Genomic DNA, 26026 nt, shown 5'->3' with positions numbered 1-26026 from the left:
CAATCTACAAGCGGCGAAAGGAGACGGTCGAACGCTCCTTCGCGGATGCCAAACAGCTTCACGGACATCGCTATGCCCGCTTCCGAAGTCAAATCCGCGTCGCATGCCAGTGCCTGCTGGCAGCCGCAGCGCAGAACATCAAGAAGATCGCGATGGCCCTCACAACGGCACCAAAACCAACGCCCGCATGAGGCGATGACGCCTCCGAAAGCCCGCCATCGCAAGTCGTTCAAGCCACCAATATCAATACAAAACAAAACCCCGCCAAAAAATGACGGGGTTTGTCAGCAGCCTGAGGCCGGGGAAACCCGGCCTTTTTGTTTTGGCGTTCGATGAATCCCGGCATCGCCTCGCCGGTCGCCATTGCCGCACTTCGGTTCTGCTGGTAGAAATCCGACAAACCGCTTCACGAACGAGCGGAGCCGCAATCAAGGTCGCATCATGGGAACAACCAAGTCCGCAGACAACTAGGCCGCAACAACTTTGCGCTGTTGTTGCGGCATCTGTCCCAGCAAATCCGATACTGATGAATGACAGATCGCCGCCGAATGAAAATCATTTGAGCGGATCTTACCCATGTCTTACCCGAAAATTCCATCGTGGAATTACTCCGTGCCGGCAAGCTTGTTGCTGATGGCTCCTTTCGACATCCTGGCGTCGCTTGCCATGGACATCTATCTACCGGTCGTACCGACGATGCCCCAGGCGCTCGGCACCTCGCCTGAAGTCATCCAGTTGACCCTCAGCCTCTACATGCTTGTGCTCGGCGTCGGCCAGATTGTCTTTGGTCCGATCTCCGATATCGTCGGGCGACGGCCCGTGCTGCTCGGCGGGGCGGCACTCTTTGCCTTTGCGTCCTTTCTGCTCGCCGGGGCCTCATCCGCCCTCCTCTTTGTGGCCTTGCGATTGTTGCAGGCGATTGGCGCCTCGGCGGCTCTTGTCGCCACCTTCGCAACAGTGCGCGACGTCTACGCCGAACGGCCGGAAAGCAGCGTGATCTATAGCCTGCTCGGGTCCCTGCTATCGCTTGTGCCTGCGTTCGGGCCAATCGTCGGCGCGGTGATTGCCGACCATTATGGGTGGCGAGCCATCTTTCTCGTCATCGGCCTGCTGTCGACCGTCGCAAGTTTCAATGCCGGCATGCGGTGGCATGAAACCTGCCCCGCTACGACGGCGACAAGCATCGCCATACGCCCGATCCTCGCGAGCTTTTCCTTCTGGATCTACACGACCGGCTTCAGCGCGGCGATGGGAGCCTTCTTCGTCTTCTTCTCGACCGCACCCCGCATCCTGATCGATCGGGCCGGCTTTTCCGGCATCACCTTCAGCTTCATCTTTGCCTCGGTGGCCTTGGTGATGATCGTGACAGCGCGCTTTGCCAGCCGCTTCGTCACACGCTGGGGCATCGCAGGCAGTCTCGCAAGAGGCATGGCGATGCTGCTTGTCGGCGCGGTCATGCTTGGCACAGGAGAGATGTTTCTGCAGGCACCGCTTATCGGCCTCATCCTGCCGATGTGGATCATCGCGATCGGCATTGTATTTGCGACAGCCGTCACCGCCAATGGTGCGCTTGCTGCTTTCGGCGATACCGCGGGAACAGCCGTGGCGCTCTACTTCTGCGTCGAAAGCCTGCTGGTCGCTGTTGCAGGCACATTGTTCGTGGTTCTGCTCGACGGGAACACGGCCTGGCCGCTCGCAGCCTATACCGGCGCGGCAGCGCTGATAACGCTGGCCGGATTGCGCCAGCTGGCGCGGACGGCGGTCTGAGAATTTGCCACGGAATGGCGGCAGCTTAAAACGCAGAGCGGCCGTCAAGCGAGGCATCGCTTGAAATCTCGGCGCACCTCGCCTACCCCTTACCTGCCCCGAAAGGAAACATCAGTTCCTTTCGGGGCAGGATCAGGCAGACGCCATCAGGCGGTTTGGTCGTGACCGGTGGCCTGGCAATATAAGGTCGACATCGAACGCGACTACGTTAGCGCCCACAGAGAAGGAGCCCCCCTTGGCGAACAAGACCATCGATCATGCCTTCATGGCGACCAGCCTCACTTCGGCCGCCAGCGATCCCACCTTTGCCGGTGCGCTGTCCTTCATGCGCCGCCGCTTCACCAAAGAACTTACCGGCGTCGATGTCGCCGTCTGGGGCATCCCCTTCGACGCCGCCACATCGAACAGGCCGGGCACGCGCTTCGGCCCGCAGGCGATCCGACGCGCCTCGGCGATCTTCGACAATGATGCGCAATATCCCTTCAACCGCGAACTGTTTGCCGACATGGCGGTGATCGACTATGGCGATTGTCTGCTCGACTACGGCAATCATCAGGACACACCTGGTGCCATCGAACACCAGGCGAACGCGATCCTCGACAGTGGCGCCTTTCTGCTGACGCTCGGCGGCGATCACTACGTCACATGGCCGCTGCTGAAAGCCCATGCGGCAAAACACGGGCCTCTCGCACTCGTGCAGTTCGACGCTCACCAGGACACCTGGTTCGACGAAGAGCGGCGTATCGACCACGGCTCCTTCGTGGCGCGGGCCGTGCGCGAGGGCATTATCGATCCTGACCGCTCGATCCAGATCGGCATCCGCACCCATGCGCCGGCGGATTGCGGCCTCAATATTCTCTATGGTCATCAGGTCGAAGACATGAATGCCGGCGACATCGCCTCGGCAATCATCTCCCATACGCGCGGCGCCCCTGCCTATCTCACCTTCGATATCGATTGCCTGGATCCGGCCTTTGCCCCGGGTACCGGCACGCCGGTTGCCGGCGGACCATCGAGCGCCAAGATCCTCTCGGTGCTGCAGCGTCTGCACCAACTCGATATCCGCGGCGCCGACGTGGTCGAAGTGTCGCCGCCCTACGATCATGCCGATATCACCGCCATTGCGGGGGCAACGGTGGCAATGTATATGCTTGGCCTTCATGCCGAGCGACGCGCTATTGCGGTGTCACAAGGCTGATTTATCATCGTTCAAATTGAATCCGGGAATCCTCAGAACCCATTGAAAGCGCAGGTCTAACATGGCACCGAAAATCTTCATCGATGGCGAACACGGCACAACGGGTCTGCAGATCCGCACGCGCATGGCCGGCCGCCGCGATGTCGAGCTTCTGTCCATTCCCGAGGCCGAGCGGCGCAATGCCGCCATGCGCGAAGATATGCTGAACGGCGCCGATATTGCCATCCTGTGCCTGCCCGACGACGCGTCGAAGGAAGCAGTTCAGATGGTTTCGGCCAACAACAACGTCCGCGTTATCGACACCTCGACGGCCTTTCGCGTCAATCCCGGCTGGGCCTACGGCTTCGCCGAAATGGACAAGGAGCAGGCCGAGAAAATCGCTTCCGCCCGTTTCGTCTCGAATCCCGGCTGCTATCCCACGGGCGCGATCGGCCTCATCCGGCCGCTTCGCGCCGCCGGCATTCTGCCGGATGGATATCCGGTGACGGTTAACGCGGTCTCCGGTTATACCGGCGGCGGCAAGCAGATGATCGCGCAGATGGAAAACCCGGATCATCCGGACGCGATCACCGCGCCGCATTTCCTCTATGGCCTGCCGCTCACTCACAAACATGTGCCCGAAATGACCGTGCACGGCCTGCTCAACCGCGCACCGATCTTCTCGCCGTCGGTCGGCAAGTTCGCGCAGGGCATGATCGTGCAGGTGCCGCTGCATCTCGACGATCTCGCCGAGGGCGCGACGATGGAAAACATTCACGCGGCACTGGTTGCCCATTATGCCGGACAGGACATCGTCACCGTCGTGCCGCTTTCCGAAAGCAAGGCGCTCCCCCGCGTCAACGCCGTCGAACTCGAGGGCAAGGACACGATGAAGCTCTTCGTCTTCGGTACGCCGGGTGGTTCCCAGGTCAATCTGGTGGCGCTGCTCGACAACCTCGGCAAGGGCGCCTCGGGTGCCGCCGTGCAGAACATGGACCTGATGCTCGCCAGCTGAGGCCATGATGCTGGATGGGCTTGTCGCCGATATGCAGGCGTGGTTTGCCGCCGCCCTATCCGGCCACGGCATTTATGCGCTGATGGCGTTTGCCTTCATCGCCGGGCTCGCTCGCGGCTTTTCCGGTTTCGGCGCAGCGTTGATCTTCGTCCCGCTCGGCGGCGCCATCGTCGGGCCGAAGCTGGTCTCGCCGATCCTGCTCGTCATCGACGGCATCGCCACACTGGGGATGATCCCACCCGCCTGGCGCGACGCCAACCGGTCCGAGGTCTTCGTCATGGCGGCCGGTGCGGCAATCGGCGTCCCGGTGGGCACGGCGCTGCTAGCGCTGCTCGACCCGACGCTATTGCGCTGGAGCATCACGATCATCGCCATCTCTCTGCTCGCGCTTCTCGTATCGGGATGGCGCTACCACGGCGCGCCGTCAGCGCCGCTCAGCAGCGGCGTCGGCCTGATCGCCGGACTTTTCAGCGGCGCCGCGCAGCTCGGCGGGCCACCTGTCGTCGCCTATTGGCTCGGCGGCAAGACCGACTTCGCGCGTGTCAGAGCGAATGTCGTGCTGTATTTCTCGATCTCGTCGGTGTTCAGCGCCATCAGCTATTATATCGGCGGACTATTCGTGCCCGCCGTCTTCGCGCTCACCGTCGTCGTCCTGCCGAGTTATGCGCTGGGTCTCTATGGCGGCTCGAAATTGTTCGGGCTTGCCGAGGAACGGACCTTCCGGATCGCCTGCTATGCGCTGATCGCGGCGGCTGCCATTATCGGCATGCCGCTGCTCGACGGCGTGCTGCGTTAGAACAAATGACAGCCTCCCGCCTTCAATCGCGTTCGGTGATCATCGTCTCGTGCGGGTATTCGCCGTAAAAGCCACGCCAGTTGGCGACGGCGAAACCGAATACAACAAGCGCGCCGGCCTGATGCAGCAGCCCCCAGTGAAGCGGCACCTGCATCAGCAGCGTGGCAATGCCGATCGCCGCCTGAACGATCACCAGCGCGAAAAGCAGGACGGCGCGGCGGGCATGGGTGGTCCAGGGTGCGGCGCGAAGGGCGATCACCATGTTGATCAACGTCAGCAGGAAGAGCGTATAGGCGCCGATGCGGTGGATGAACTGCACTGTCTTCGGGTTCTCGAAGGCATTGATCCAGAAGGGCTGCTGAATGAGCAGATCGGAGGGAATGACGGCGCCATCCATCAGTGGCCAGGTATTATAGGAAAAACCGGCATCGAGTCCCGCCACCAGGGCACCGAGATAGATCTGGAACAGCGCGAAAACAGCGATGGCGGCAGCGAAGCCGCGCGAGCTGCGTGCCGGCGCCGGATCGTTGGAGTGCGGCGACAGCCCGCGCATGATCCACATGCAGCCGGCAAAGATCAAGCAGGCCATGACGAGATGCGTTGCCAGCCGGTACTGACTGACGTCGGTGCGAGCCGACAGCCCTGACGATACCATCCACCAGCCGATGAAACCCTGCAGACCGCCGAGCGCCAGGATGCCGACAAGCGGCCAGCGCAGGCGTTTCTCAATCCGCCCCGTCAGCCAGAAAAAAAGGAGCGGCAGCGCGAAGATCACGCCGATGCCGCGGGCGATCAGCCGGTGCGCCCATTCCCACCAGAAGATGCCCTTGAACTCGTCGACGGTCATGGAACTGTTCAATTGCTGAAATTCGGGAATGCGCTGGTAGAGCCGGAACTCCTCTTCCCATTCCGCGGCCGACAGCGGCGGAATGACGCCATGGATCGGCTTCCACTCGGTGATCGACAGGCCGGAATTGGTCAGCCGCGTGGCGCCTCCGACGAGCACGAGACAGAAGAGCGCCAAAAGCACGACGCCGAGCCATAGCCGCAAGGCGCGGCGGTTGCGGTTCTGCTTGCGTACTTCGATCAGGATCGCCTGTTCCATGGTGGGGTTCGCGACGGCCATGATGTCTCCTTCTGTCCGGCAGTTGATTTGCCCCACCGGCTCATGCAAAACAAGCCCCGAAGCTTTGCGGCATGCCGTCGCGCCGCTCCGCGCTACCTCAGACAAGAGATAAACAATGCCCGTCCGTCTCCGCAAATTCATCGGCACGATCCTTATCATCGTGCTTGTGCTCGTCTATGCGCTGGTGGCGAACACGATCGCGGTGGCGACGCTCGGCAACGCCCCCTGGTGGGGGCACCTGCTCTACTTCCTGCTGACCGGCCTGCTTTGGGTATTCCCGGCAATGGTGATCATCAAGTGGATGGCCGGACCGCGGCAGCAATAGGCCATTAACGGCCGAATAACCGTGATCGGCGGAAAACCTCGCTGAGGAGCTGCGCTTAAACCAAATATACGTCCCGCACACCTACCTTCCCGTTCAGCATTTTGACCGGAGAGTTCCCGTGCAGACGCAAAAGCTTGATGTTGATGAACAGCCGTCAGGCGATGACGCGCTGGCCGATGTGGCGATTTCACGCCTACGCCAGGTGAGCATGAAACTTGCCATGGCAAAAATCGACATCTCGGTATTCGACGCGATGCAGCCGCTGGAGGATGATTGGCGGGCTCTGGAGACCGACGATCTCCACTCGCTTCATCAGAGCTATGATTGGTGCGCCGCCTGGGTCAACGCCTTTCGGCGGCCGCTGGCGATCCTCAAAGGCACCTATGCCGGGGAGACGGCCTTCATTCTGCCGATCGAGATCGTCAGATCCCGCGGATTGGCCGTCGCCAAGTTCATCGCTGCCGATCACAGCAATATCAACACAGGCCTGTTTTCCGGCAATTTTGCCGAAAGCGGCGGCAGCATCGACGCGGAGAAGTTCGCGGGGCAGCTTCGGCAGGCCTTGAAGGGCCATGCCGATCTGCTGCTGCTGCAAAACCTTCCGCTGGAATGGCGCGGGCGGCCGACCCCGCTCACCGGACTGCCGATGGTGCAGAACCAGAACCACGCCTATCAATTGCCGCTCCTCTCCAATTTCGAGGAGACGCTGAAGCAGCTCAACGCCAAGAGCCGGCGTAAGAAATTCCGCGTTCAATCAAGGCGCCTGGAGGCGGCAGGCGGCGTCGAATATGTCATCCCGGAAACATCGGAAGAACAGCACCGCCTGCTCGATATCTTCTTCCACCTGAAGAGTATCCGCTTCGCGAGCCTTGGCCTGCCCGACGTCTTCGCCGATCGGGAAACGCAGACCTTCCTGCACGGCCTCATCGACAAGCGGGATGATGCAAGACAGTATTTCGGCCTGCAGATGCATGCGCTGCGGCTGAAGGGCGAGAACAAGGACCGTATCGCTGCCATCTCGGGCATTTCGCGCAAGGGCGATCACGTCATCTGCCAGTTCGGGGCGATCGATGAAGATCTTGTGCCCGATACGAGCCCCGGCGAATTCCTCTATTGGCAAATCATTTGGGGACTGCACGGCAGCGGCGTCGCGCTATTCGATTTTGGCCTCGGCGATCAGACCTACAAACGATCCTGGGCGCCGGTCGAGACTGCTCATTACGACGTGGTGCTGCCGGTCTCGCCATTTGGCCTTGCCGCCGGCGCGGCACACCGGATCGTTACGCGGGGCAAGGCGCATATCAAGGCGCGTCCGAAGCTTTATAAACTCGCCCAGAACATCCGCGCACGGATCGGCTGAGCGTTCTTTGTCTTGCGCATGTCGTTCTTCGCAAAAACGCTGCACACTTTTGCGCGACATGTTTCAAGCGGCCTGGCCGAGCGTCTGCTCGGCCCCTTCGCCGCCCGACATCAGCACGACGCGCTCATAGCCCGCAGCCTGGAATTCCGTCATCAAGGTCACAAAGATGGTCTCCTCCATCTCCGGAAGGGAAAGGACGATCTCGACATCCCGGCTGCGCGTCAGCCGCGAGACGCCGGCAACATCGGCCGCACCGCATTCGACCACCACGAGGTCATAAGCGGCGGCGAGCGCATCGAGCAGCAGCGACAGCCGGTCGACACCGCGCATGGCGCGGCGCACTTCGCTCTGACCTTGCGGGATCAGATGAGCATCGGAAAGACGATCGCTATGGATCGTGTCGCCGAAGGCGGCCTCGCCGCACAGCAGATCGGTGATGCCAGCCGCGACCTGGTTCTCGGCCATCAGTTCTGTGGGATAGCCGGAGCCGGTCATATCAATCAGAATGACGCGGCGGCCGGTATCGGCGAGCATGCGCGTCAACGCAACCGTCGCCGCCGAGCCATTGTCGCCAGTTGGAGATATGGCGATTGCCAGCGGCGCGCGGCTGCCCGTGAGGTAGTCCGCAACGGAGGCAATGGAAAATTCATTGTCGTCCTCCGGCGTCTCTTCGGCAGCCGCCGTTTCTTCGATCACGTCCTTTCCGTCATCCTCCGTGACAACGGCGAGCATGCTCGGCTGGGCGGGCCTTCTGACGGCAGCGACGACCGAGGCGGCCTGCGGCACATTCTTGTCTTCGGCGACCGTTTCAGCCTTGACCGTGTCACGGGACGCGTCGACGGCACGAAGCGCCCGGCCGCTGAAGAGTTCGGCGAGCATGGTGACGATAGCGCTCAGGATCAGCGTCGCGACGGCGGCGACGACAACGATCGGCACAACCTTCGGGAAATAGGGGTCGACTGGCTCGATGGCCCGGGAAACGATACGGGCGTCCGCCGGGCTGGAATTGCTGTCGGCGCGCGAGGCAGCCTCGCGATAGCGTACCAGATAGGTTTCGAGCAGCTGGCGCTGGGCGTTTGCCTCGCGCTCCAGCGCGTTGAGGCCAACCTCGTCTTCGCCGGCGCGGGCGCTGTTGGCCTGAACCGCGTCCTTCTGGCGCTCGAGTTCGCTCGCGCGGAGATCGGCAACTTTCGCCTCGTTTTCGATGCTTGCCAGGATCTTCTGCGTCTCCTGGCGGATTTGGCCGCGAATATCGGAGAGCTGGGCGCGCAGGCTCTTCAGCCTCGGATGACTGTTGAGAAGGCTGGTCTGCAGATCTGATATTTGCGACTGCAGGCCCGATTCCGTCGCCTTCAGCCGCTGGATCGCCTGGGAAGACATGATGTCAGGCAGCGTATCGGAGGCTTCGCCCGATGACAACGCATTGCGCACCGCCTGCGCCCTCGCCTCGGCATTGGCCCTGTCGCCCCGCACGCGGGTGAGTTCTGCGGAGATGTCATTAAGCTGCTGGGCGGGGAATGTGGTCGTGCCGTTCGTTTGCAGCAGACCGTAGCTGGTGCGATATTCGGCAACCTTCTTCTCGGCCTCACTGACCTTCTGCCGCAGGTTTTCGATCTCCGGCTCAAGCCAGCGCGTCGCTTCCGAATTGGAGGCAAGCTTGGCACCGCTCTGGGTGGAAAGGTAAACATTCGCCATAGCGTTCGGGATGGCGGCTGCGAGCTTCGGATCCTTCGACGTGAAATTGATGCCGATGACGCGCGAACCCGGCACCTGATAGACCTGTAGCCGCTCGACGAAAGCGTCGATCACCCGCTCTTCCGGCGGGTTCTCCATCGGGTTCTTCTTTAGATGCAGCTTCACCAGAATGCTGCTCATCGCCGAGCCGCTGGCGGCATCGTCGAACTCCGGCAGATTGTAGAGCTTCAGGTCGTTGATCACCTTCTTGAGGAGATCGGCCGATTGCAGGAGCTGCACCTGGCTTGCGATATTCAGCTCGTCCATCAGCGGCCCGGCGCCGGCTTCGTTCGCCTGCTGGGTGTTGGCGAAGGCTGGCGCGCGGGGTTCGATGAGGATGCGTGTTTCGCTGCGATATTGCGGCGAGATGACCTTGGCGCCGGCAAAGGCGGCGCCGGCCGCCACGAGCGTGATCGTCAAAATCCTGAGCCGGCGCGCCCAGACGGCGCGAGCCAGCTGGCCGAGGTCGATGTCCACATCCTGATCACGCACTACGCCGGACATGCTCTTACTCCACAACAAACGTGCCGCAAGCGTAAACGACCATGGTAACTCAACGGTTAATGCTGATCTTGCCAAGAAATAGCAGGGATCGGCAAAGAACTGGGGAATTGTTATGCGCCTTTTACCGGGTATTAACCCTAACGGATCGATAACGGCTGCACCGAGTTCATTTTCTGTGAGCACCAGCGGATGTCTGTCGCCCCGCCCAAGATCCTTTTGGCCCTGAGCCTTGCAGCCATCACGGCAGCATTGGGCGGCTGCACGACGTACAAACCCGCGCCGAAAACCTTCAACGAGGCGACCATCCAGCCCTATACGCTCGATAGCGGCGATCGGCTTCGCATCACCGTCTTTGACCAGCAGAGCCTGACCAATACCTACACGGTCGATCAGGCCGGCTATATCGCCTTCCCCCTCATCGGCCAGGTCCCTGCCCGCGGCCGAACCCTGCAGCAACTGTCAGGGCAGATCGCCCAGAAACTGCAGCAAGGCTATCTTCGCGATCCCGATGTCACCATCGACGTCGACCGCTACCGCTCGATCTTCATCATGGGCGAGGTCGGCCAGCCCGGCCAATATGCCTATGTTCCGGGCATGACCGTGCAGAACGCCATCGCAGTTGCCGGCGGCTTCACCAGCCGCGCCAACCAGAGCATGGTCGATGTCACCCGCAAGATAAACGGACAGGTGCTGACCGGCCGCATCAACATATCCGGCCCGATCATCGCCGGCGACACGATCTATGTTCGCGAACGGCTCTTCTGAGCAATGACAAGAGAGAGGCCGCTCCGCATTCTTCACTGCTTCAGATCGCCGGTCGGCGGAATTTTCCGCCATGTCCGCGACCTGGTCGAGGAACACAGCAAGGCCGGTCATCACATCGGCATTCTCTGCGACAGCTCGACCGGCGGCGAGCACGAGGACAGATTGTTCGACGATATCCGCCCATATTTGTCGCTCGGCCTGACGCGCGTGCCGATCCGCCGCTCCGTCAGCCCGTCCGATATCGCGACAATGTGGGATACGTACAAGAAGATCAAAAGTTTGCGGCCGGATGTGCTGCACGGGCATGGCGCCAAGGGCGGCGTGCTCGCGCGACTTGCCGGCTCAGCCCTGCGGGTGAACAGGTATCGCGTAGCCCGCCTCTATACCGCGCATGGCGGAAGCCTGCATTATTCGCGCTCTTCGTTCACAGGACAGTTCGTCCTCAGGATGGAGCGCCTGCAGGAATATTTCACCGATGCGCTGGTCTTCATCTGCGAATACGAGCGCGACACCTATGCCCGCAAGGTGGGCAAGCCGCGGACGAAGACGAAACTGATCTACAACGGCATCGGAGAGCGTGAATTCGAGCCGATCCACACCCGGTCGGATGCCGTGCATTTCATCTATGTCGGGATGCTTCGGGACCTTAAGGGTCCCGATCTGTTTGTCGATGCCTTCGCCAAGACCGAGCGGCTGCTCGGCAGGCCGCTTTCGGCGCTGATGATCGGCGACGGACCTGACCGCGACCGCTACCGCGAGATGATGATCGAACGCGGCCTCGGCAAACGGATCGGCATGCTGCCGGCAATGCGGATCCACGAAGCCTTTGCCATGGCGCAAAATCTCGTCGTCCCCTCTCGCGCCGAAGCCATGCCCTATATCGTGCTCGAAGGGCTGGGGGCCGGCAAGACGATCATAGCCAGCCGTGTCGGCGGCATTCCTGAGGTGCTCGGCAAGGACAGTCCGGCTCTTGTAGAGCCCGGCAATTCCGACGATCTCGCCCGCGTCATGGCGGAAGCGCTCAGCACGCCCGGCTGGCACGCCAGAACAATGCCGTCGCATGCGGCGGTAAAGGCGGTGTTTTCCTCGACCGTGATGGCGCAGGATGTGCTGACGTTGTACCATGAACTCGTCGATCCCGCCGGACAAGCAATGTTCGGCGCGCCGTAAATATTTCTTAGGGGCTTTCTGGTATTTCGCTTGCTGACAACGAGCGACAAAACCCCATGAACAAGCTGGAAAAAAGCGATCCGTTCGACGTAGAAGCGCTGCGCAAGCAGGTCTCCGACATCGAGGCGCGACGCAATGCAAGTCGGGAGCAGGCCTCCGAGCCGACTGAAATCAATGCCTATGCCCGGCAGATCGCCGAACAGTTCCGCGACGGCACTCGTTCGCCTGCCATTATTATCGGCCAATTGCGGCTCCTGGAATTCCTGGCGCTCTTTTCGATTGCCCTGATCGTCCACTACTTCTGGCCGGGCGACGGCAGCGATCCTCTGCTGCTGCGGGCCGGCATGGCAGCGATCGCTTCGGCCGCGACCGTCATCGCCCTGCAGCTTGCCGACACCTACACCATTCCCGCGCTCCGGGCGAAGCTACGGCTGATGCCCCGCATTCTCGCCTCCTGGACGATCGCGCTTGTCCTCACGATCTGCCTGTTTGCGCTCATTCGTGGCGCCACATGGGCGATGGTCGATGCCTATGCCCCGTGGTTCGCCGCCGGCGTGCTCTTTCTCTCGGCAGAGCGTTTCCTTGTCGCCTACGGCATCCGCAACTGGGCGCGCAACGGCATCATGGAGCGACGCGCCGTCATCGTCGGCGGCGGCGAACCGGCAAAGGAGCTGATCCGCATCCTCGAACAGCAGGCCGATAACGACATCCGCATCTGCGGCATTTTCGACGACCGCGGCGAGAAACGCTCACCGATCATGGTCGCCGGTTACCCGAAGCTCGGCACCGTGGCGGAACTCGTCGAATTCGTGCGGCTGACGCGCATCGACATGCTGATCATCGCCCTGCCGCTTTCGGCTGAGGCGCGCATCTTCGATCTCCTGAAGAAGCTCTGGGTCCTGCCGGTCGATATCCGGCTTGCGGCGCACGCCAACCGGCTGCGCTTCCGGCCACGCGCCTATTCGCATGTCGGCGCTGTGCCGATGCTCGATATTTTCAAGATGCCGATCCGCGACTGGGATTCCGTCGCCAAACGCGGCTTCGACATCTTTTTCACCCTGGTCGCGCTTGCGCTGCTCTGGCCGCTGATGACCGCAACCGCGATCGCCATCAAAGCGACCTCGGAAGGTCCTGTCTTCTTCATGCAGAAGCGTCACGGCTTCAACAACGAAGTCATCAACGTCTTCAAGTTCCGCTCGATGTACACCAACATGGCCGACCCCACAGGGAAGGCCGCGGTGACCAAGGGCGATCCACGCGTCACCCGTGTCGGAAGGTTCATTCGCAAGACCTCGATCGACGAGCTGCCGCAGCTTTTCAATGTGCTGCGGGGAGACCTCTCGCTGGTCGGTCCGCGTCCGCATGCGGTTCTCGCTCAAGCGCGCGACCGCGCCTTTGCGGATGTCGTCGAAGGTTATTTCGCCCGCCACCGCGTCAAGCCTGGTGTGACCGGCTGGGCGCAGATCAACGGCTGGCGCGGCGAAGTGGACAATGACGAGAAGATCAAGTTCCGCACGGCCTACGACCTCTATTATATCGAGAACTGGTCGCTCTGGTTCGATCTCAAAATCCTGTTCCTGACGCCGGTCCGGCTGTTCAACACGGAAAACGCCTATTGAGCACGATCGAGGCGACATATTCGCGTGTCGCCCAGCCGCAGCGGGCAACGCTGCGGCTGATCGGTTCCGCCTTCGTGGCTTTCGGTGTTTTCCTCTCCGGCTTCGTCATCGATGAGCCGGCGCCCTATGAACTCTGGATGGCGGGACTGATCGGCCTCTGGTTCATCCTGGGGCTCAGGATTTCGCGCAGCGTCGCGCCGTTACTTGCGCTGCTGCTCACTTTCAATATCGGCGGCATGCTGTCGCTGACGCAGATGAATGACCTTGCGACGGCGCCGATGTATATCGCCGTCTCGACCTTCCTGGCGCTGACCGCGGTATTCTACGGGGCGATCATCGAGGACAGCCATAAGCGGCTGCCGCTGATCTTCAACGCCTGGACCCTGGCTGCCGTCGTCACGTCGGCGCTTGGCGTGCTCGGCTATTTCCACGCCTTTCCCGGCTCGGAAGTGTTCACTCTCTATGACCGCGCCAAAGGCGCGTTCCAGGATCCGAACGTCTTCGGCCCCTTCCTGGTGCCGCCGTCGCTCCATCTCATCCACGGCATTCTGGTCGGCGACCTGAAGAAATCGCCATTGAAGGCAGCCGCCCTTCTCGTGATTGCCCTCGGCATCTTCCTCTCCTTTTCCCGGGCTGCCTGGGGCCTCTTTGCGCTCGGCGTGGTGCTGCTGATTTTCATCATGCTGCTGAAGGAGCGCAGCGGCGCCTTCCGCTTGCGCGTGCTGATCCTGTCACTGGCGGCGATCATCATGCTGGTCGCATCGCTGCTCGTGGCGCTGCAGATTCCGAAGGTCGCAGAGTTGTTTTCGACACGCGCCCAGCTCGTGCAGCAGTATGACGGCGAACATCTCGGCCGCTTCGAGCGCCACAGGATCGGTTTCACCATGATGATGGAGCGCCCGCTCGGCATCGGTCCGCTCGTGTTCGGCACCATGTTTCCCGAGGACGAGCATAATATCTGGCTGAAGTCGCTCACCTCCTATGGCTGGCTCGGCTTCGTCAGCTATGTCGGAATGCTCCTCTGGACGCTCGTCCTGGGTTTCCGGAACCTGCTTCACGACCGGCCGTGGCAACCCTTCCTGATGATTGCCTGGATCTCCGTTCTCGGCCATGCGGCGATCGGCAACGTCATCGACATCGACCACTGGCGGCATGTCTATCTGCTCTTCGGTACGGTCTGGGGCTGCGCGGCGCTGGAAGCGCGTCACAGGCGCGGCCGAAATCTCGCCGCAGCGGCTTGAAGCCTTGCCGCCAATGGCTTGGGCTGCCTATTTCGTCGTCCCGGCCGTCAAGCCGGCGATGAACCGCCGCTGGAAAATGAGATAGGTCAGGATGAGCGGGGCAATGACGATCACCGCCCCGGCGGTCAGAACCGGCGTGTTGACGGTGTAGCGCCCCTGGAAAAACAGCATGCCGAGGGGCAGCGTCCGATAGGCATCGTCGTTCACCAGAATGAAGGGAATCAGAAACTCGTTCCAGGTCCAGATGAACAGGAACAACGCCAGTGTCGACATTGCCGGCACCATCAGGGGTACGATAATCTTGCGAAGGATATAGAAGCGCCCGGCGCCGTCGAGGACTGCCGCTTCGAGAATCTCTTCGGGCAATTGCTGCATCGCGCTGGCGAGGAAGATCGTCGAGAATGGGATCGACATCGCGATCTGCGGCACGATCACGGCGGCATAGGTATTGATCCACCCGAGATACCGCATTTCATAATAAAGCGGAATGATGAAAGCCTCTGCCGGCACCATCATGCCGAGCGTCAGGACGGCGAACAGCATACGCCGGAGCGGGAAAGACAGAAAAGCGAAGGCGAAACCCGTCAGCAGGCCCAGAAACACGCTCGCGGCGACAACGGGTATGACGACAATGATCGAATTCCAGAAGTAGATATTGAAATGCCCGGCATTCCAGGCATCGAGGTAATTTTCGAAGTGCGGATATGCCGGCAAGGCGAACGCACCCTTCAGGACGTCGGCCTTGCTCTTTATTGACGTCAGAAGCAGAAGCAGGAATGGCGTGATCGTGACGAATGCGAGAAGCCAGAGGAGAATGCGAAGAGGGAGTGTGGTAGCGGGGATATTGGACGAACGGCTCATCACGCCCCCCCTTTGTTCTGCGAGCCGACAAACCGGTGAATTGCATAGTTGATGATGAATGTCAGGGCCGCGCCGACAATGGCGATGGCCGCCGCCGCGCCGAACCGGTTGAGCTCGAAACCGAGCTGGTACATGTAGATATTCGGTACGAGCGTCGCGTTGGCGGGACCGCCGCGGGTCATTGTGAAAATCAGGTCGAAGCTCTTGATCGACGCGATGACCGTCAGCAGCAAAACCACCCTGATTTCCGGCATGAGAAGCGGCAGCGTTATCCAGAAAAACGTCTTTCGCGCCGAAGCGCCATCGACCTTCGCAGCATCAAAGAGCGACGGGTCGATGCGCTGAATTCCCGTGAGGAAGATGACCATGCAAAAACCGAAGAAATACCAGGTGGCAACGATCCCGACCGCGGGAAGCACGAAGTTGAAATCTCCCAGCCAGGGGAGTGCGAACATGCCCAAGCCCACTGCTCTCAGAAACTGGTTGAACGGACCGAATGCAGGATTGTAGAGCCATGCCCAGATGATGCCCAACACGGCAGTCGGCATGATATATGGCAGGAACAGGAACGTCCGCAGAGCGAGTTGTTCGCGTTGCTTCAGATTCCAGACGCAGGCGGCAAGACCTATGCCGAGCCCGAGCGGCAGGACGCAGTAAAAAATCATCAGCTCGGCATTGTTGCGCAAGGCGATGTAAAAACGATCATCGGAAAAGAGATCGACGTAGTTGCCGAGGCCAACCCACCTGGGCACGGTCAAGCCGTCCCAACTGGTCAGGCTCAACCCCAAAGCCGCGACAATCGGCCCGAAGACAAAGGCCGCGTAAAGCAGCAATCCGGGGAATAGATAGATCCAGTTGGTATGTTCGGAGCCATCAAGTGGGGAGCGCTTCATTCCGGTACTCCATGAAGCCAAAACGATCGTCGTCGTGCAGCAAGCCTGAGATCGCAGCGCTGTTTTTTAAGGTGATGTCGACCAGACGCAGGCCGCGGACGGTCGCGGCCTGCGTCCGCGCCATTTATTTCTGGCCCTTCAGGTAGGCCTGATAATCCTTGTCCATAGCGTCGACAAAGGCTTCAGGCGTGATCTTGCCGGACAGGAGAAGCGGCGTGTTATCGTCGATTGTCTTCAGCATCGTCGGGCTAGACCAATCGGGATAGTGGCCGAGAGCGTCGTTGGCGTTGAGCGTCTTCCACATCTCGATGCCGGAGCTCAGCAGCGGCGTGAGCTTTGGCTTCGCATCCGCCGCAAGCGACGTTGCCGGAAGATAGCTGGCATTGGCCCAGGCTTCGGCAGCTTTTTCCGAAACCATGTAGTCGATATATTCACCGGCCAGGTCCTTCGTTTTCTGGTCTTTGGCAAGGCTTGTTATTGCCCAGGCAAGATCCACGCCTCCGACGCTCAGCGGCTTGGTAATGCCTTTTGGGGCAGGAATGGCCATGAAGCCGATATCCTGGTTGTGCTGCATATCACCGAAATACCAGGTTCCCGAGATCAGGAAAGCGCCCTGCCCCGATATGAAAAGCTGAACGGCGTCGTCACCCGAAATGCCTTCGAAACCGGGATAGAAATAGCCGCCTTGCGCCCACTTCTGCACCAGCTTTGCGGATTCGATGTTGCCTTTGGTATTCCAGGAGCCGCCCCTGCCGTAGATCAGATCGTCAAGTTCGGCGCGATTGCTCGCGTCGATATGGGCTTGATCGATGGCACCGATCATGTGCAGGGCGAGATGCTGCTTTGCGCTGCCCATCATGAAGGGCGCCACGCCTTTTTCCTTCAGCTTGTCGAGATCGGTCAAAAGCTCCTCGAAGGATTGCGGCAGTGCGATGCCGGCGTCGTCAAGGATCTTCTTGTTGTAATAGAGGCCGACGATCTCGGCGAGGCCCGATATGCCGTAGGTCTTGCCGACCCCGAACTTTGGCCCATCCCAGCGATCTCGCGCCAGCACGGAATCGGACTGGCGCTTATCCCAGCTGTATTTCTTGATGTAGTCGTCAACCGGCAGAAGCAGTCCTTCCTTGACCATTGCGCCCATATCGCCGGCGCCCTGGTTGACTTTCGTGACGACCGGGCCGTTTCCTGCCGAAACCGCAAGCTTTAGCGTCAACTTCATGTCATCGAAGGTGCGGGCGGTCCGCTTGATCGTCACGCCGGGATGCGCAGCCTCGAACTCCTTGTTCAGCTGCTCTATGACCGCACTCTGACCTTCGTAGGTCTGGTCATCCCAAACAGCCAGATCGTCAGCCCGGGCAGCTGCCGAAAGGCCAAAATTCATAAGCGCTGCACCAGCAAGCGCGACGGCCGTTTTCATTTGAAATACCGGCAGTATGTTGATCGATTTCACGCTTCTTTTCATCTGCTCCACCTCACTTGGTTTATTCTCCACTCCCCGTTCGAGCGTTGCGCCAGGCGCCGCCGAACGTTTTCTTCCCCCAGAGCTTTGCCTGACCGGCGAATCTGAGGTAATCGTCAGTGCATCAGCTCCTCTCGCGACCCAAAACGACAAAGCGCCACGCAGGAGGTGGCACAGTGATGGACACCAGCTGCTTCATCCGTCCCGCGATTGAAGCGGATATCGAAGCCTTTTTTGAAATCTGCCTGAAAACCGCGAATGGCGGTCACGATGCAAGCGCTCTCTATAGTGAGCCGCGTCTGCCCGGTTACATCTGGTCGGTGCCATATCTCAAGTTCGCCAAAGACTTTGCCTTTGTTCTTGTCCAGCATGACCGTCCGGTCGGCTATGTCGTGGGCGCCCCCGACACCAGCCAGTTCGATCAGGACCTGGCGGCAAGCTGGTGGCCGCTTGTGCGCCGAGAGATCGCCGGACTGGCGCCGACCCGTCCGCGCGACGCCGACGTCTTGGAACGAATCCAAAATCCGCGCAGCGGGACGGCCTGGCTTCAGCACCAGTACCCGGCGCATCTCCACATCAACATCCTTCCCGGGCTTCAGGCAAGCGGCTGGGGACGAAAGATGATCGACACCGAGCTGCAGGCGCTTCGAAATCATGGAGTCACGGCCGTGCACCTCGGGGTCGACCCCACAAACGAACGCGCCAAAGGCTTCTATCGTCACCTTGGCTTTTCCGAATTCGAACGCGATGGCGCCGTCGCCTTTGCAATGCGGATCGATCAGGGATCCCGCTGAAACCGCCGGCGCCCGACCGCTCATGACATCGGCTCCGAATTTGCAGCGTCGAGCCCATATTTCAAAGCGACGGCTGCCGGCATGGCGCTCCAGCCCTGAAGCAGGGAGCCGCGTCCATAGGGCGGCGAGAAATATTCCACCGCGCCGATCCAGCCATTGTCGAGGCAGGTTTCCCACCAGCGGGTCAGCGCGTAGCGGGCGCCTCCAAGTCCGTGGCGAAGGCGTTCTTCGGCATAGGCGCCGTCCCAATAAGGCCAGTCCGAGCCGTTATGGTAGCGGTAGGGAAAGGCGGTCTTGGATCGCAAATCGCTTTGCCGCTTGAATGGTGGATAGGCGCACATCACACCCCAACTGCCATAGGGCTGTTCCTGATTGTTGCGCGTTTCCAGCCTGGTTTCAAACGCCCTCAGGAGGCCGACAGCCCTCTCCTCTGAAATAGCACTAAATCGCGATAAGGTCAGACTGTCGAGAGCCAGATGATCTTCGACAAAAGTGCCGGGTGTCCCATAGTCGAGATATCCTCCCGTTGCCGGCACGAAGAGCCTGGCTTCGATTTCCCGGCGGGCAAGAATTGCGGTCTTGCGTGCATGTTCGGCAAGGGTCGGATCGTATCCTTCGCCCAGCCTCGCGACAGCATCCAGCGCGCCGACGAAGAGACCGAGGTCATAGGAGACAAGGCCGTCACGGAAGACATTGTCGGCCCAATCCCGGTCGTTGCGCGGTTTCAGCGGCAGAACGCTGTCGGGACCGGCTAGGCTGACATAGCGATCCATGATCGCCCGCACTGTCGGCCAATGAAGCTGCACCTCGGCCGCGTCTTTCGTAACGCCGAAATAGTCATCCAGAAAAAGAATGAAGAAAAGCGGACTGTCGAAGTGGTCGCTCCACCAATCCTGCGGACGATTATGATACTCCGGAACTGCTCTTTTGTGGGTTTTGGGATTGGCTTTGCTGTCGGCGACGAAGCGCTGCCAGGCATCCGATTGCGCCGGTCCCGTCAGGATAACGCCGCTCGGGGCCTCTCCGTCGGGCTGTATTCCCTTGGCGAGCAGTCGGATCTCGTCGCGCACCGCCTCCGGAGCAAGCGTCAACAGCGGCTGCATGGTCCAATAGCCGTCGCGGTAATAGGTCCGCGCCGGAGCGCTATAGGCCTGTCCGGCGGCAAGGCCGGCGAAGGCGCCATTTTCGTCGCGCCTTATGCTGGAAAGGGCCGCATGTATCCCCTGACTGACCATGCTGCGCATTAGCGGGTCGGCGTCAGGCATCATGTCGCAACGCGCCACATATTCTGCAGCTTCGGTGATAATGGCTTCGCTGCTGAGATCGAGGGCTCTCTCGGCTTCGTCTCTCGAGGCGCCGCCGGCAATCCGCAGATCGGAATCTCGAGCTTCCGCGATAAGGACGCCCCAGCCCATTTCGAAAATCTGCCGATGAGCGCTGCGGGACACCTTCGCCCTCGCGTCTCGCCCATCCGGCTCGTGCCACCAGGCGCAACGGCGCGCTGGATAGACGCCCTGCAGGCTCACTCCATTGATCAGCATCACCGGCAGCGACTGCGCGACGAAAACGCCCCCCTGTTTCGAGACGAGCCGGTTCGGAGCGCAGGTATAGGGGCCGGTGATCGGAGAAAACCGCACACGCCCCAGGCTGCCGGCACCCCAAAGGGCAAGATCGGCATATCCGTCCGGATGAACATCCGCCTGAAGGCGTGGCGCCATTATGGGCAGCAAGACGCCGGCGTCGGCTGAAAGCTGCCCGTCGGTCGAGGGTTTTATCATAGACAGGTCCCCGACAGCCGCGTGGAGGAACCCGCAGAATTCGAAACGAAGAAACAGCTGAACCGGCCTGAGCCGGTGCCTCTTTGGGCGATCTTGGCGCGTGCGCGCCGACCCAGACAATATGTACGGTGCATACTTGTCCTCGACCCTCTTTCATTCGCGTTTTGATTACGCGTTGATCCCAGCCTACAGGCGGCTCCCCTTTTGTCAAGGACGTAGACAAATTGTCGGCTTCCGTGTACTGAACTGGGCTATGGAGATGAGGGTTGAGGACTGAACCCATCATTTCGCGACGGTTGAGAACCGGACTGACCTTGCATTAGGGATATACCTCGAACTAATTGGAACGATTAGCCGGATGGCAACGACGTCGTCTATCGTACAGACTCCCATCGCACGAAAAATCTCGACCAATACGGTGATCCGAACCGTGTTAGCCAAGGGGAAGATCTCCCGCGCCGATATTGCCAAGCTGACCGGCCTGTCGAAACAGACGATTTCCGATGTCGTGCGCGATCTTGAGGACGATGGGTGGCTGAAACCTGTCGGACAGACCGATGGTCGTCCCGGCCGGAATGCGATCATCTATGAAATCAACGCAAGCGCGGGCCTGGCGGTCTCCATCGATCTCGGAGGTACCAAGATCGCTGCGGCTATCTGCGATCTGTTGGGTAATGTCGTTGCGGAAACCAAAGTGCCCACCGACCCACGCGGCGGACCGCATCTCGTCAACCAGTTCAGCGACCTGATCACTCAACTCGCGCTTGCGGCGGGGACGACTGCCGACAAGCTGCGTCTCGTCGTGCTTGGCAGTCCCGGCGTCCTCGATCCGGCTACCGGACATATCAACGTCGCGCCGAACATTCCCGGCGTGGACGCAATGGATCTGCGGCAAGCGTTCAGCGACAAGATGGGCATACCGGTGATCATCGAAAATGACGTCAACCTCGCCGCGCAAGGGGAGAGATGGCGGGGACACGGCGTCAAGGTCGGCAGTTTTGTTTTCGTGGCGCTTGGGACGGGCGTCGGCATGGGCATTATCGCCAATGGCGCGCTGTTGCGCGGTGCCCGCGGCGCGGCCGGCGAAATTGCCTATCTTCCACTCGGCGGCGATGCTTTTGATCCAGGCGGTTTTACACTGGGAACCTTCGAGACCGCGGTCGGCAGCGTCGCCATGCTGCGGCGCTACACCGGATTCGGCGGGCGCAACGCCTCTAGCGTGGCCGACCTCTTCGCTGCGTTCAATGCAGGCGAAACGAGCGCCATCGCCGCAATCGAAGAAACAGCGAGACTGGTGGCGATGGCTATTGCCGCCATCGGAGCAACTCTCGACCCGGAACTGGTGATCACCGGCGGCAGTATCGGTGCAAGGCCGGAGCTCGTAAACGCCATCCGCGCTTTTCTGCCGCGTTGCACCCCCTACCCGCCACGCATCGAGATCAGCCGCTTCGGCAACCGCGCCGCTCTCATGGGAGGCATGGGGATCGCCGTCGAGCGCATGCATGACGATCTGTTCGGTGTAAAATTGCAGGACGCTTGACGATCGCAGCGGCTCGCAATCGGCCGCTGCGCCACTTGCGAAGCGCGGCAAATGCGCTAGATTTTGCGTCATGATAACAGCAACGCAGATACGCGGCGCGCGCGCCATGATCGGAATGAGCATCGAAGAGCTCGCCGCCGCAAGCGGCCTGCCGGTCGAGACCGTGACGGCCTTGGAACAGGGCGAGTTTGAGGGCGAGCCGCATGCGCTGTTCGACGTGCGCAGCACGCTCGAGGCGCATGGCATCATCTTCCTGTCGAGTGGCAATCAAGATGAAGGCGGCCCCGGCATCCGGTTGCGGGCACGCATATCAACCGATGACGGCATCCGGCCGGAAAATCTCAATGCCGCCAATGACGACTGACCAGATCCGTCTGTCAGGTTTCGCGGTCCCATCCTTTATTGCGGGAACCGCGTGTCAGAGATAGGTCTTGGCAAGGTCGGCGAGTTTGCCGCCGTCTCTCACGCCCTGCCTGTAAAGCTGAATGATAACCGCACCGATCCTCTCGGCTTCCGGCGTCGTTCTGACCAGGCCGCGTTCGTCGCAGACCTTGTCGAGCACTTGCGAAAGCAGATCGAGATCTTCCGAAAAGAGCGGTAAATCATGCGGATGAATTGATGACCGTAACATCACGCCGCACTTCCCTCCGAGGACAAACGCCTACACGCTTGCATCGCCGGCCGCCCTCCGCAACCGGCAATGAAGTTATTATGCGTGAGGGTCCGAACTTTAGCAACTGCGCAAATTCCTGCAGAACATAATTTCCTCGCGCACGTCTGACGCGCTTTGCAGCAGGGATCCGAACCGGCTCAGGCGTGTTGCGATTTTGCAGATTCGCTGTTCGCGGCTTCATCCTGATCCTGGCGTTACCGCAACTGCTTCAGCCGCCAGCGGCGATGAACGGCGGATCGATGAAGCCTTCCATGATCACCTTGGCGGTCAGCTCGATCACTCGTTCCTCGGCAAGTTCGGCAAGCGCGAGGGCAACGTCGCCCTCTGGCCAGCCGGCCTTGACCGCCTCGTCCGACAGAGCTTGGAAAGCATCGGCAAGGGCCTGCCTGCAAGTTGGGTTCTGGTTCATATCCGCCATGCGCTCGCACCAGGCCATCTCTGAGAGGAACAATCCCAATCTACACATATTCGCAAAAATGCGAAACGCCAAAAGGTTCTCTGAAATTTAAAATCAGACTATTCAGCGTAAAATTCTGTATAGCCTTAACGAAACAAACAAATGTCAGTCCATACTATTGATGGATTCACAAAAATAACTAGAAGAGCTATTTTTCAACCGCTCCCGTTAAGAGAGTATTTCATTGGATGATTTACTTCAAATGATCAAAATCGAATTCGATACACCGACCATTTTCTCTGCCCAATGGCATAGACCCGAAATCCGGCCGTTTTCAGCATCTTCGCGCCACCCTGTCAATCAGCTTCGGGATATTCCCGGCGCGAGCATGACCATCAATCGCGTCGTGGTGAAGAGGAGCTTAAAGCGGTTCGGCCGTTGGGCATCGGAGGATGGCGGCGAATGCCGACCGGCGTGATCACCTTATTACCATAACGGCACCACACTGCCGTCAAAGTCCGCCGTACCATTGCCTCGGCGCGTTCAATTTTTTCAGGAGGTAAAATGTCTATCGAACTGGACGCTACTACCTATGTTCACGCCAAGCCAACGACCGCTCATTCTTATATCCTGCCGGCCGTTGTCGACGTTCTTGAAAACAGTTTCCACGAGGCAAACGAAACGGCGGTCTTTGATCTCGGCTGCGGCACCGGCGGCGCTGCCTCGGTGCTTGTGGAGAAAGGCTACGACGTCGTCGGCGTCGATCCGTCGGAGGACGGCATTGCGAAAGCGAAAGCGGTCCATCCCGATCTTCCGCTGGAAATCGGGTCCGGCTACGACGATCTTTCCAGCCGCTACGGGACCTTCGATGCGGTGATCAGCATAGAAGTCGTGGAGCATGTTTACGACCCGAAGGCTTTCTCGGCGACCATGTACGATCTGGTGAAACCGGGAGGCATCGCGGTCGTATCGACGCCTTTTCACGGTTATTGGAAAAACCTGGCTTTGGCGGTAAGCGGAAAGATGGATGACCATTTCATGCCGCTCAAAGACCACGGCCACATCAAATTCTGGTCCCCGGGGACACTCAGCACGCTGCTGCTCGACACAGGCTTCCAAGACGTCGACTTCGAATATGTCGGGAGAATTCCGCTTCTGGCAAAGTCGATGATAGCAATCGCGCAGAAACCACACTGACGGCCCGTTCTCTACCGCGGCCACGCACGCGCGGGATTCACCATAAACGCAATGTTCTGACTGGGATTTCAAGGGGATAAATGGTCGGGGCGACTGGACTCGAACCAGCGACCCCTTGACCCCCAGTCAAGTGCGCTACCGGGCTGCGCTACGCCCCGACCTGCCGAAACGGCTTGATTGCTTTATGAAATCGGCCTTCATAGCGCAAGGGGAAAATGATGGTCGTGGAATAAAAATAGAACGGAAGGCGTCGAAAAGCACAGATCGGCGCAAACAGGCCCACGAAAGTGCCACGCGATGTTTCCGATGCGTTTCCGAGAGCGAATTCGGTTGACCATCCTTTCCATTTGAATCGCAAGGCGTGCTCAGCCTTAAATGACCGGAGTCTCGTCGTCTGCAGTAGAAGCGTTCTCATTTGCAATCTGCGCCCGACCTTTGGCGATTGCAGCTTTCTTTTCATCAGCGATGGCTTTGACTATCGCCATCTTTGCGCTTCCGCCTCTCCCAAGATCCTGATCGCCAACAGACACTTGATGTTGAAAGCAATCGCGAAACAGAGACTGAAGTCCGATGTCACCACAAGCGGACATGGCTCGGTTGTTGGATTCACCGCAGGCAGACTACCATTTGCTTTTGGTCTCACCGCTCTACCTCAATCGACAGAGACAGTGGAGGAAGTCGCAGTGCGTAAGCCGATCATATTATTTGCCTTTGCCGCGTTCGCCCTACCCGCTGATGCGATGGCGCAGTCGCCTGAGCTCGAGGATACCTGCAAATCCGTGGCAAAGAGCTTCTTCATGACCGATCAGCTCGCTATCGGCACCGTGCAATCCTTTCCCGAGTTGAAGCCGCCGGGTGTCCGCATGTCGTATTCGACCCGGAAGGGAACCGCGCCGGCCGAAATGACCGACATATTCGAATGCGAGTTCGACAAGGCGGATAAACCGCACAACCTGGCGCGCTTCTGCGTGTCGAGCACGTGCTATTCACCGAATGCCGATGACGGTGACCGCAAGCGCCGCTTCGACGAAATGCGCATTCTCCTCAACCGCGCTGAGAAATAGGATGGCGCCGTGGTCGGCATGATGGGTGGAGATGAAGCGTTTCGCGAAGGAAGCAGTGCGCCCGGTAACGTTCAGATTGCGACGACCTTCAGCCGATCTTCGGCGGTCTGGCGGGGCTGCCACGCCCGATAGTTGGCAATCGAAAAATGCGGAGTTTCGAAAGGCGTGGCGTGGGTTTCGGTGATGACGGTGACGTCGGCGCCGGCGGCCTCGCCGGCAAGGATGCCGGCAACGGCATCTTCGAAGACCAGGCAGTTTGCCGGGTCGACTCCGAGGCGGCTTGCACCGAGCAGATAACCCTCGGGGCTGGGCTTGCCGGCCACGACCTCCCGACCGCTGACCATCACCTTCGGCGTCGGAATGCCGGCTGCAGCCATGCGGCGCCTGGCGAGTTCGATCGGCGCCGAGGTGACGATCGCCCATCTGCCATCGGGGATGGCGTTGAGGAAGCGGACGGCATCTGGAATTTCGATGATGCCGGAGACGTCCTCCATCTCCTCGGCCAGCAGCAGATCCGCCTCGTACACCGGATCGACACCCGGCAGGCCGAGGCCGCGGATCACGTCGGAGGCACGAATGCCGTGGATCGTTTTAAGGAAAACCTCCGGCTCAAAACCATGTCGTCTTGCCCATTCGCTCCAGACGCGCTCGACGACGGCAATGGAATTCAGCAGCGTTCCATCCATATCGAAGAGGAAGGCGTCATAGGATCTGTCGAGGACGTCGTGGTGACCGGGCACGGGTGTTTCCTTGCGAGCACGAGGCAGTGGG

The 26026-nt window shown here is 60.1% G+C and carries 27 protein-coding genes and 1 tRNA gene; 17 read left to right on the top strand and 11 right to left on the bottom strand.

All coding sequences use genetic code 11. The features are described from left to right. The 5 genes from B5E41_RS20280 to B5E41_RS20260 all read left to right on the top strand — a co-directional run. Positions 1-191: transposase (locus tag B5E41_RS20280; RefSeq protein ID WP_176439443.1), on the top strand; the 191-nt coding region annotated here is incomplete at its 5' end. A gap of 385 nt (positions 192-576) precedes the next feature. Then, complete coding sequence (gene cml, locus B5E41_RS20275; protein ID WP_088395824.1) at positions 577-1767, top strand: CmlA/FloR family chloramphenicol efflux MFS transporter; 1191 nt, start codon at positions 577-579, stop codon at positions 1765-1767. Positions 1768-2002: 235 nt separating this feature from the next. Continuing rightward, a complete protein-coding gene (speB, locus tag B5E41_RS20270; RefSeq protein ID WP_088395823.1) occupies positions 2003-2965 on the top strand; it encodes an agmatinase in 963 nt (320 codons plus the stop codon). A gap of 61 nt (positions 2966-3026) precedes the next feature. Further along, positions 3027-3959, top strand: a complete 933-nt coding sequence (argC, locus tag B5E41_RS20265; protein WP_088395822.1) for an N-acetyl-gamma-glutamyl-phosphate reductase — start codon at positions 3027-3029, stop codon at positions 3957-3959. Between the two features lie 4 nt (positions 3960-3963). Continuing rightward, on the top strand, positions 3964-4755 hold the full coding sequence (locus B5E41_RS20260; RefSeq protein ID WP_088395821.1) for a sulfite exporter TauE/SafE family protein: 792 nt from the start codon (positions 3964-3966) through the stop codon (positions 4753-4755). Between the two features lie 22 nt (positions 4756-4777). On the opposite strand, the gene B5E41_RS20255 is transcribed toward B5E41_RS20260, so the two are convergent. Beyond that, the gene (locus B5E41_RS20255; protein ID WP_088395820.1) at positions 4778-5881 is read right to left on the bottom strand and encodes a COX15/CtaA family protein; all 1104 of its coding nucleotides are present in this window, start codon (positions 5879-5881) and stop codon (positions 4778-4780) included. 115 nt (positions 5882-5996) lie between these two features. Between B5E41_RS20255 and B5E41_RS20250 the strand changes: the two genes are divergently transcribed. Next, a complete protein-coding gene (locus B5E41_RS20250) occupies positions 5997-6206 on the top strand; it encodes a DUF2842 domain-containing protein (protein ID WP_088395819.1) in 210 nt (69 codons plus the stop codon). 118 nt (positions 6207-6324) lie between these two features. Next, positions 6325-7566 carry a GNAT family N-acetyltransferase gene (locus B5E41_RS20245; protein ID WP_086081985.1) on the top strand — a complete coding sequence of 414 codons (1242 nt, stop codon included), beginning with the start codon at positions 6325-6327 and terminating at the stop codon, positions 7564-7566. A 63-nt stretch (positions 7567-7629) separates the two neighbouring features. Here the strand turns inward: B5E41_RS20245 and B5E41_RS20240 are convergent, their stop codons facing one another. After that, the gene (locus B5E41_RS20240) at positions 7630-9804 is read right to left on the bottom strand and encodes a GumC family protein (RefSeq protein WP_088395818.1); all 2175 of its coding nucleotides are present in this window, start codon (positions 9802-9804) and stop codon (positions 7630-7632) included. Positions 9805-9993: 189 nt separating this feature from the next. On the opposite strand from B5E41_RS20240, the gene B5E41_RS20235 reads away from it, so the two are divergent. The 4 genes from B5E41_RS20235 to B5E41_RS20220 are packed head-to-tail and all read left to right on the top strand — an operon-like array spanning position 9994 to position 14599. Continuing rightward, the gene (locus B5E41_RS20235; RefSeq protein WP_088395817.1) at positions 9994-10569 is read left to right on the top strand and encodes a polysaccharide biosynthesis/export family protein; all 576 of its coding nucleotides are present in this window, start codon (positions 9994-9996) and stop codon (positions 10567-10569) included. 3 nt (positions 10570-10572) lie between these two features. Further along, positions 10573-11739 (top strand): glycosyltransferase, encoded by a 1167-nt coding sequence (locus tag B5E41_RS20230; protein ID WP_088395816.1) that lies wholly within the window; start codon positions 10573-10575, stop codon positions 11737-11739. Between the two features lie 56 nt (positions 11740-11795). Further along, positions 11796-13358: an undecaprenyl-phosphate glucose phosphotransferase gene (locus tag B5E41_RS20225; RefSeq protein ID WP_088395815.1), complete on the top strand. Its 1563-nt coding sequence runs from the start codon at positions 11796-11798 to the stop codon at positions 13356-13358. After that, entirely contained in the window at positions 13355-14599 is a 1245-nt protein-coding gene (locus B5E41_RS20220; protein WP_088395814.1) for an O-antigen ligase family protein, read from the top strand. The genes B5E41_RS20225 and B5E41_RS20220 overlap by 4 nt, the downstream gene beginning before the upstream one ends. Before the next feature lie 27 nt (positions 14600-14626). Here B5E41_RS20220 and B5E41_RS20215 read toward each other — a convergent pair whose 3' ends face one another. From B5E41_RS20215 to B5E41_RS20205, 4 genes are read right to left on the bottom strand one after another with little or no spacing between them, the layout of a single operon-like run. After that, positions 14627-15460 (bottom strand): carbohydrate ABC transporter permease, encoded by an 834-nt coding sequence (locus B5E41_RS20215; RefSeq protein ID WP_088395813.1) that lies wholly within the window; start codon positions 15458-15460, stop codon positions 14627-14629. Beyond that, positions 15460-16353: a carbohydrate ABC transporter permease gene (locus B5E41_RS20210; RefSeq protein WP_088395812.1), complete on the bottom strand. Its 894-nt coding sequence runs from the start codon at positions 16351-16353 to the stop codon at positions 15460-15462. The genes B5E41_RS20215 and B5E41_RS20210 overlap by 1 nt, the downstream gene beginning before the upstream one ends. Continuing rightward, positions 16334-16477, bottom strand: coding sequence for a hypothetical protein (locus B5E41_RS31805; RefSeq protein WP_176439442.1), 144 nt, complete (start codon positions 16475-16477; stop codon positions 16334-16336). The genes B5E41_RS20210 and B5E41_RS31805 overlap by 20 nt, the downstream gene beginning before the upstream one ends. Further along, complete coding sequence (locus B5E41_RS20205) at positions 16478-17815, bottom strand: extracellular solute-binding protein (RefSeq protein ID WP_088395811.1); 1338 nt, start codon at positions 17813-17815, stop codon at positions 16478-16480. It abuts the gene before it with no gap. 176 nt (positions 17816-17991) lie between these two features. Here B5E41_RS20205 and B5E41_RS20200 point away from each other — a divergent pair, with 176 nt between their 5' ends. Beyond that, positions 17992-18606: a GNAT family N-acetyltransferase gene (locus tag B5E41_RS20200; RefSeq protein ID WP_088395810.1), complete on the top strand. Its 615-nt coding sequence runs from the start codon at positions 17992-17994 to the stop codon at positions 18604-18606. A gap of 20 nt (positions 18607-18626) precedes the next feature. On the opposite strand, the gene B5E41_RS20195 is transcribed toward B5E41_RS20200, so the two are convergent. After that, positions 18627-20384 (bottom strand): glucosidase family protein, encoded by a 1758-nt coding sequence (locus B5E41_RS20195; protein WP_088395809.1) that lies wholly within the window; start codon positions 20382-20384, stop codon positions 18627-18629. A 358-nt stretch (positions 20385-20742) separates the two neighbouring features. Between B5E41_RS20195 and B5E41_RS20190 the strand changes: the two genes are divergently transcribed. Both B5E41_RS20190 and B5E41_RS20185 read left to right on the top strand, forming a co-directional pair. Continuing rightward, positions 20743-21924 (top strand): ROK family transcriptional regulator, encoded by a 1182-nt coding sequence (locus B5E41_RS20190; RefSeq protein WP_088395808.1) that lies wholly within the window; start codon positions 20743-20745, stop codon positions 21922-21924. A 70-nt stretch (positions 21925-21994) separates the two neighbouring features. After that, entirely contained in the window at positions 21995-22288 is a 294-nt protein-coding gene (locus B5E41_RS20185; RefSeq protein WP_088395807.1) for a helix-turn-helix domain-containing protein, read from the top strand. A 54-nt stretch (positions 22289-22342) separates the two neighbouring features. Here the strand turns inward: B5E41_RS20185 and B5E41_RS20180 are convergent, their stop codons facing one another. Beyond that, entirely contained in the window at positions 22343-22555 is a 213-nt protein-coding gene (locus B5E41_RS20180; RefSeq protein WP_064801730.1) for a hypothetical protein, read from the bottom strand. A gap of 250 nt (positions 22556-22805) precedes the next feature. Beyond that, positions 22806-23015, bottom strand: a complete 210-nt coding sequence (locus B5E41_RS20175; RefSeq protein WP_088395839.1) for a hypothetical protein — start codon at positions 23013-23015, stop codon at positions 22806-22808. A 241-nt stretch (positions 23016-23256) separates the two neighbouring features. Between B5E41_RS20175 and B5E41_RS20170 the strand changes: the two genes are divergently transcribed. Both B5E41_RS20170 and B5E41_RS20165 read left to right on the top strand, forming a co-directional pair. Then, a complete protein-coding gene (locus B5E41_RS20170) occupies positions 23257-23472 on the top strand; it encodes a hypothetical protein (protein WP_088395806.1) in 216 nt (71 codons plus the stop codon). Between the two features lie 86 nt (positions 23473-23558). Next, a complete protein-coding gene (locus B5E41_RS20165) occupies positions 23559-24191 on the top strand; it encodes a class I SAM-dependent methyltransferase (RefSeq protein ID WP_088395805.1) in 633 nt (210 codons plus the stop codon). An 81-nt stretch (positions 24192-24272) separates the two neighbouring features. Here B5E41_RS20165 and B5E41_RS20160 read toward each other — a convergent pair. After that, positions 24273-24349 (bottom strand) — tRNA-Pro (locus B5E41_RS20160). A 525-nt stretch (positions 24350-24874) separates the two neighbouring features. Here B5E41_RS20160 and B5E41_RS20150 point away from each other — a divergent pair. Then, positions 24875-25255 carry a hypothetical protein gene (locus B5E41_RS20150; RefSeq protein WP_088395803.1) on the top strand — a complete coding sequence of 127 codons (381 nt, stop codon included), beginning with the start codon at positions 24875-24877 and terminating at the stop codon, positions 25253-25255. 71 nt (positions 25256-25326) lie between these two features. On the opposite strand, the gene B5E41_RS20145 is transcribed toward B5E41_RS20150, so the two are convergent. Beyond that, on the bottom strand, positions 25327-25995 hold the full coding sequence (locus tag B5E41_RS20145; RefSeq protein ID WP_088395802.1) for an HAD family hydrolase: 669 nt from the start codon (positions 25993-25995) through the stop codon (positions 25327-25329). Positions 25996-26026: the final 31 nt, after the last annotated feature.

The organism is Rhizobium esperanzae (assembly GCF_002204185.1).
In the GTDB taxonomy this organism is placed as follows: domain Bacteria; phylum Pseudomonadota; class Alphaproteobacteria; order Rhizobiales; family Rhizobiaceae; genus Rhizobium; species Rhizobium esperanzae.
The sequence above is the reverse complement of the archived record's forward strand: the minus strand, read 5'-3'. Positions and strand labels throughout refer to the sequence as shown.

What these genes read in the sequence shown, in the direction of transcription:
- B5E41_RS20250 (WP_088395819.1), top strand. Translation starts at nt 5,997, where the DNA reads ATGCCCGTCCGTCTCCGCAAATTCATCGGCACGATCCTTATCATCGTG.
- B5E41_RS20215 (WP_088395813.1), bottom strand. Translation starts at nt 15,460, where the DNA reads ATGAGCCGTTCGTCCAATATCCCCGCTACCACACTCCCTCTTCGCATT.
- B5E41_RS20195 (WP_088395809.1), bottom strand. Translation starts at nt 20,384, where the DNA reads ATGATAAAACCCTCGACCGACGGGCAGCTTTCAGCCGACGCCGGCGTC.
- B5E41_RS20240 (WP_088395818.1), bottom strand. Translation starts at nt 9,804, where the DNA reads ATGTCCGGCGTAGTGCGTGATCAGGATGTGGACATCGACCTCGGCCAG.
- B5E41_RS20230 (WP_088395816.1), top strand. Translation starts at nt 10,573, where the DNA reads ATGACAAGAGAGAGGCCGCTCCGCATTCTTCACTGCTTCAGATCGCCG.
- B5E41_RS20260 (WP_088395821.1), top strand. Translation starts at nt 3,964, where the DNA reads ATGATGCTGGATGGGCTTGTCGCCGATATGCAGGCGTGGTTTGCCGCC.
- B5E41_RS20190 (WP_088395808.1), top strand. Translation starts at nt 20,743, where the DNA reads ATGGCAACGACGTCGTCTATCGTACAGACTCCCATCGCACGAAAAATC.
- B5E41_RS20170 (WP_088395806.1), top strand. Translation starts at nt 23,257, where the DNA reads ATGATCAAAATCGAATTCGATACACCGACCATTTTCTCTGCCCAATGG.
- cml (WP_088395824.1), top strand. Translation starts at nt 577, where the DNA reads ATGTCTTACCCGAAAATTCCATCGTGGAATTACTCCGTGCCGGCAAGC.
- B5E41_RS20205 (WP_088395811.1), bottom strand. Translation starts at nt 17,815, where the DNA reads ATGAAAAGAAGCGTGAAATCGATCAACATACTGCCGGTATTTCAAATG.
- B5E41_RS20255 (WP_088395820.1), bottom strand. Translation starts at nt 5,881, where the DNA reads ATGGCCGTCGCGAACCCCACCATGGAACAGGCGATCCTGATCGAAGTA.
- B5E41_RS20165 (WP_088395805.1), top strand. Translation starts at nt 23,559, where the DNA reads ATGTCTATCGAACTGGACGCTACTACCTATGTTCACGCCAAGCCAACG.
- argC (WP_088395822.1), top strand. Translation starts at nt 3,027, where the DNA reads ATGGCACCGAAAATCTTCATCGATGGCGAACACGGCACAACGGGTCTG.
- B5E41_RS20185 (WP_088395807.1), top strand. Translation starts at nt 21,995, where the DNA reads ATGATAACAGCAACGCAGATACGCGGCGCGCGCGCCATGATCGGAATG.
- B5E41_RS20180 (WP_064801730.1), bottom strand. Translation starts at nt 22,555, where the DNA reads ATGTTACGGTCATCAATTCATCCGCATGATTTACCGCTCTTTTCGGAA.
- B5E41_RS20200 (WP_088395810.1), top strand. Translation starts at nt 17,992, where the DNA reads ATGGACACCAGCTGCTTCATCCGTCCCGCGATTGAAGCGGATATCGAA.
- B5E41_RS20175 (WP_088395839.1), bottom strand. Translation starts at nt 23,015, where the DNA reads ATGGCGGATATGAACCAGAACCCAACTTGCAGGCAGGCCCTTGCCGAT.
- B5E41_RS31805 (WP_176439442.1), bottom strand. Translation starts at nt 16,477, where the DNA reads ATGGCGCGGACGCAGGCCGCGACCGTCCGCGGCCTGCGTCTGGTCGAC.
- B5E41_RS20210 (WP_088395812.1), bottom strand. Translation starts at nt 16,353, where the DNA reads ATGAAGCGCTCCCCACTTGATGGCTCCGAACATACCAACTGGATCTAT.
- B5E41_RS20225 (WP_088395815.1), top strand. Translation starts at nt 11,796, where the DNA reads ATGAACAAGCTGGAAAAAAGCGATCCGTTCGACGTAGAAGCGCTGCGC.
- B5E41_RS20235 (WP_088395817.1), top strand. Translation starts at nt 9,994, where the DNA reads ATGTCTGTCGCCCCGCCCAAGATCCTTTTGGCCCTGAGCCTTGCAGCC.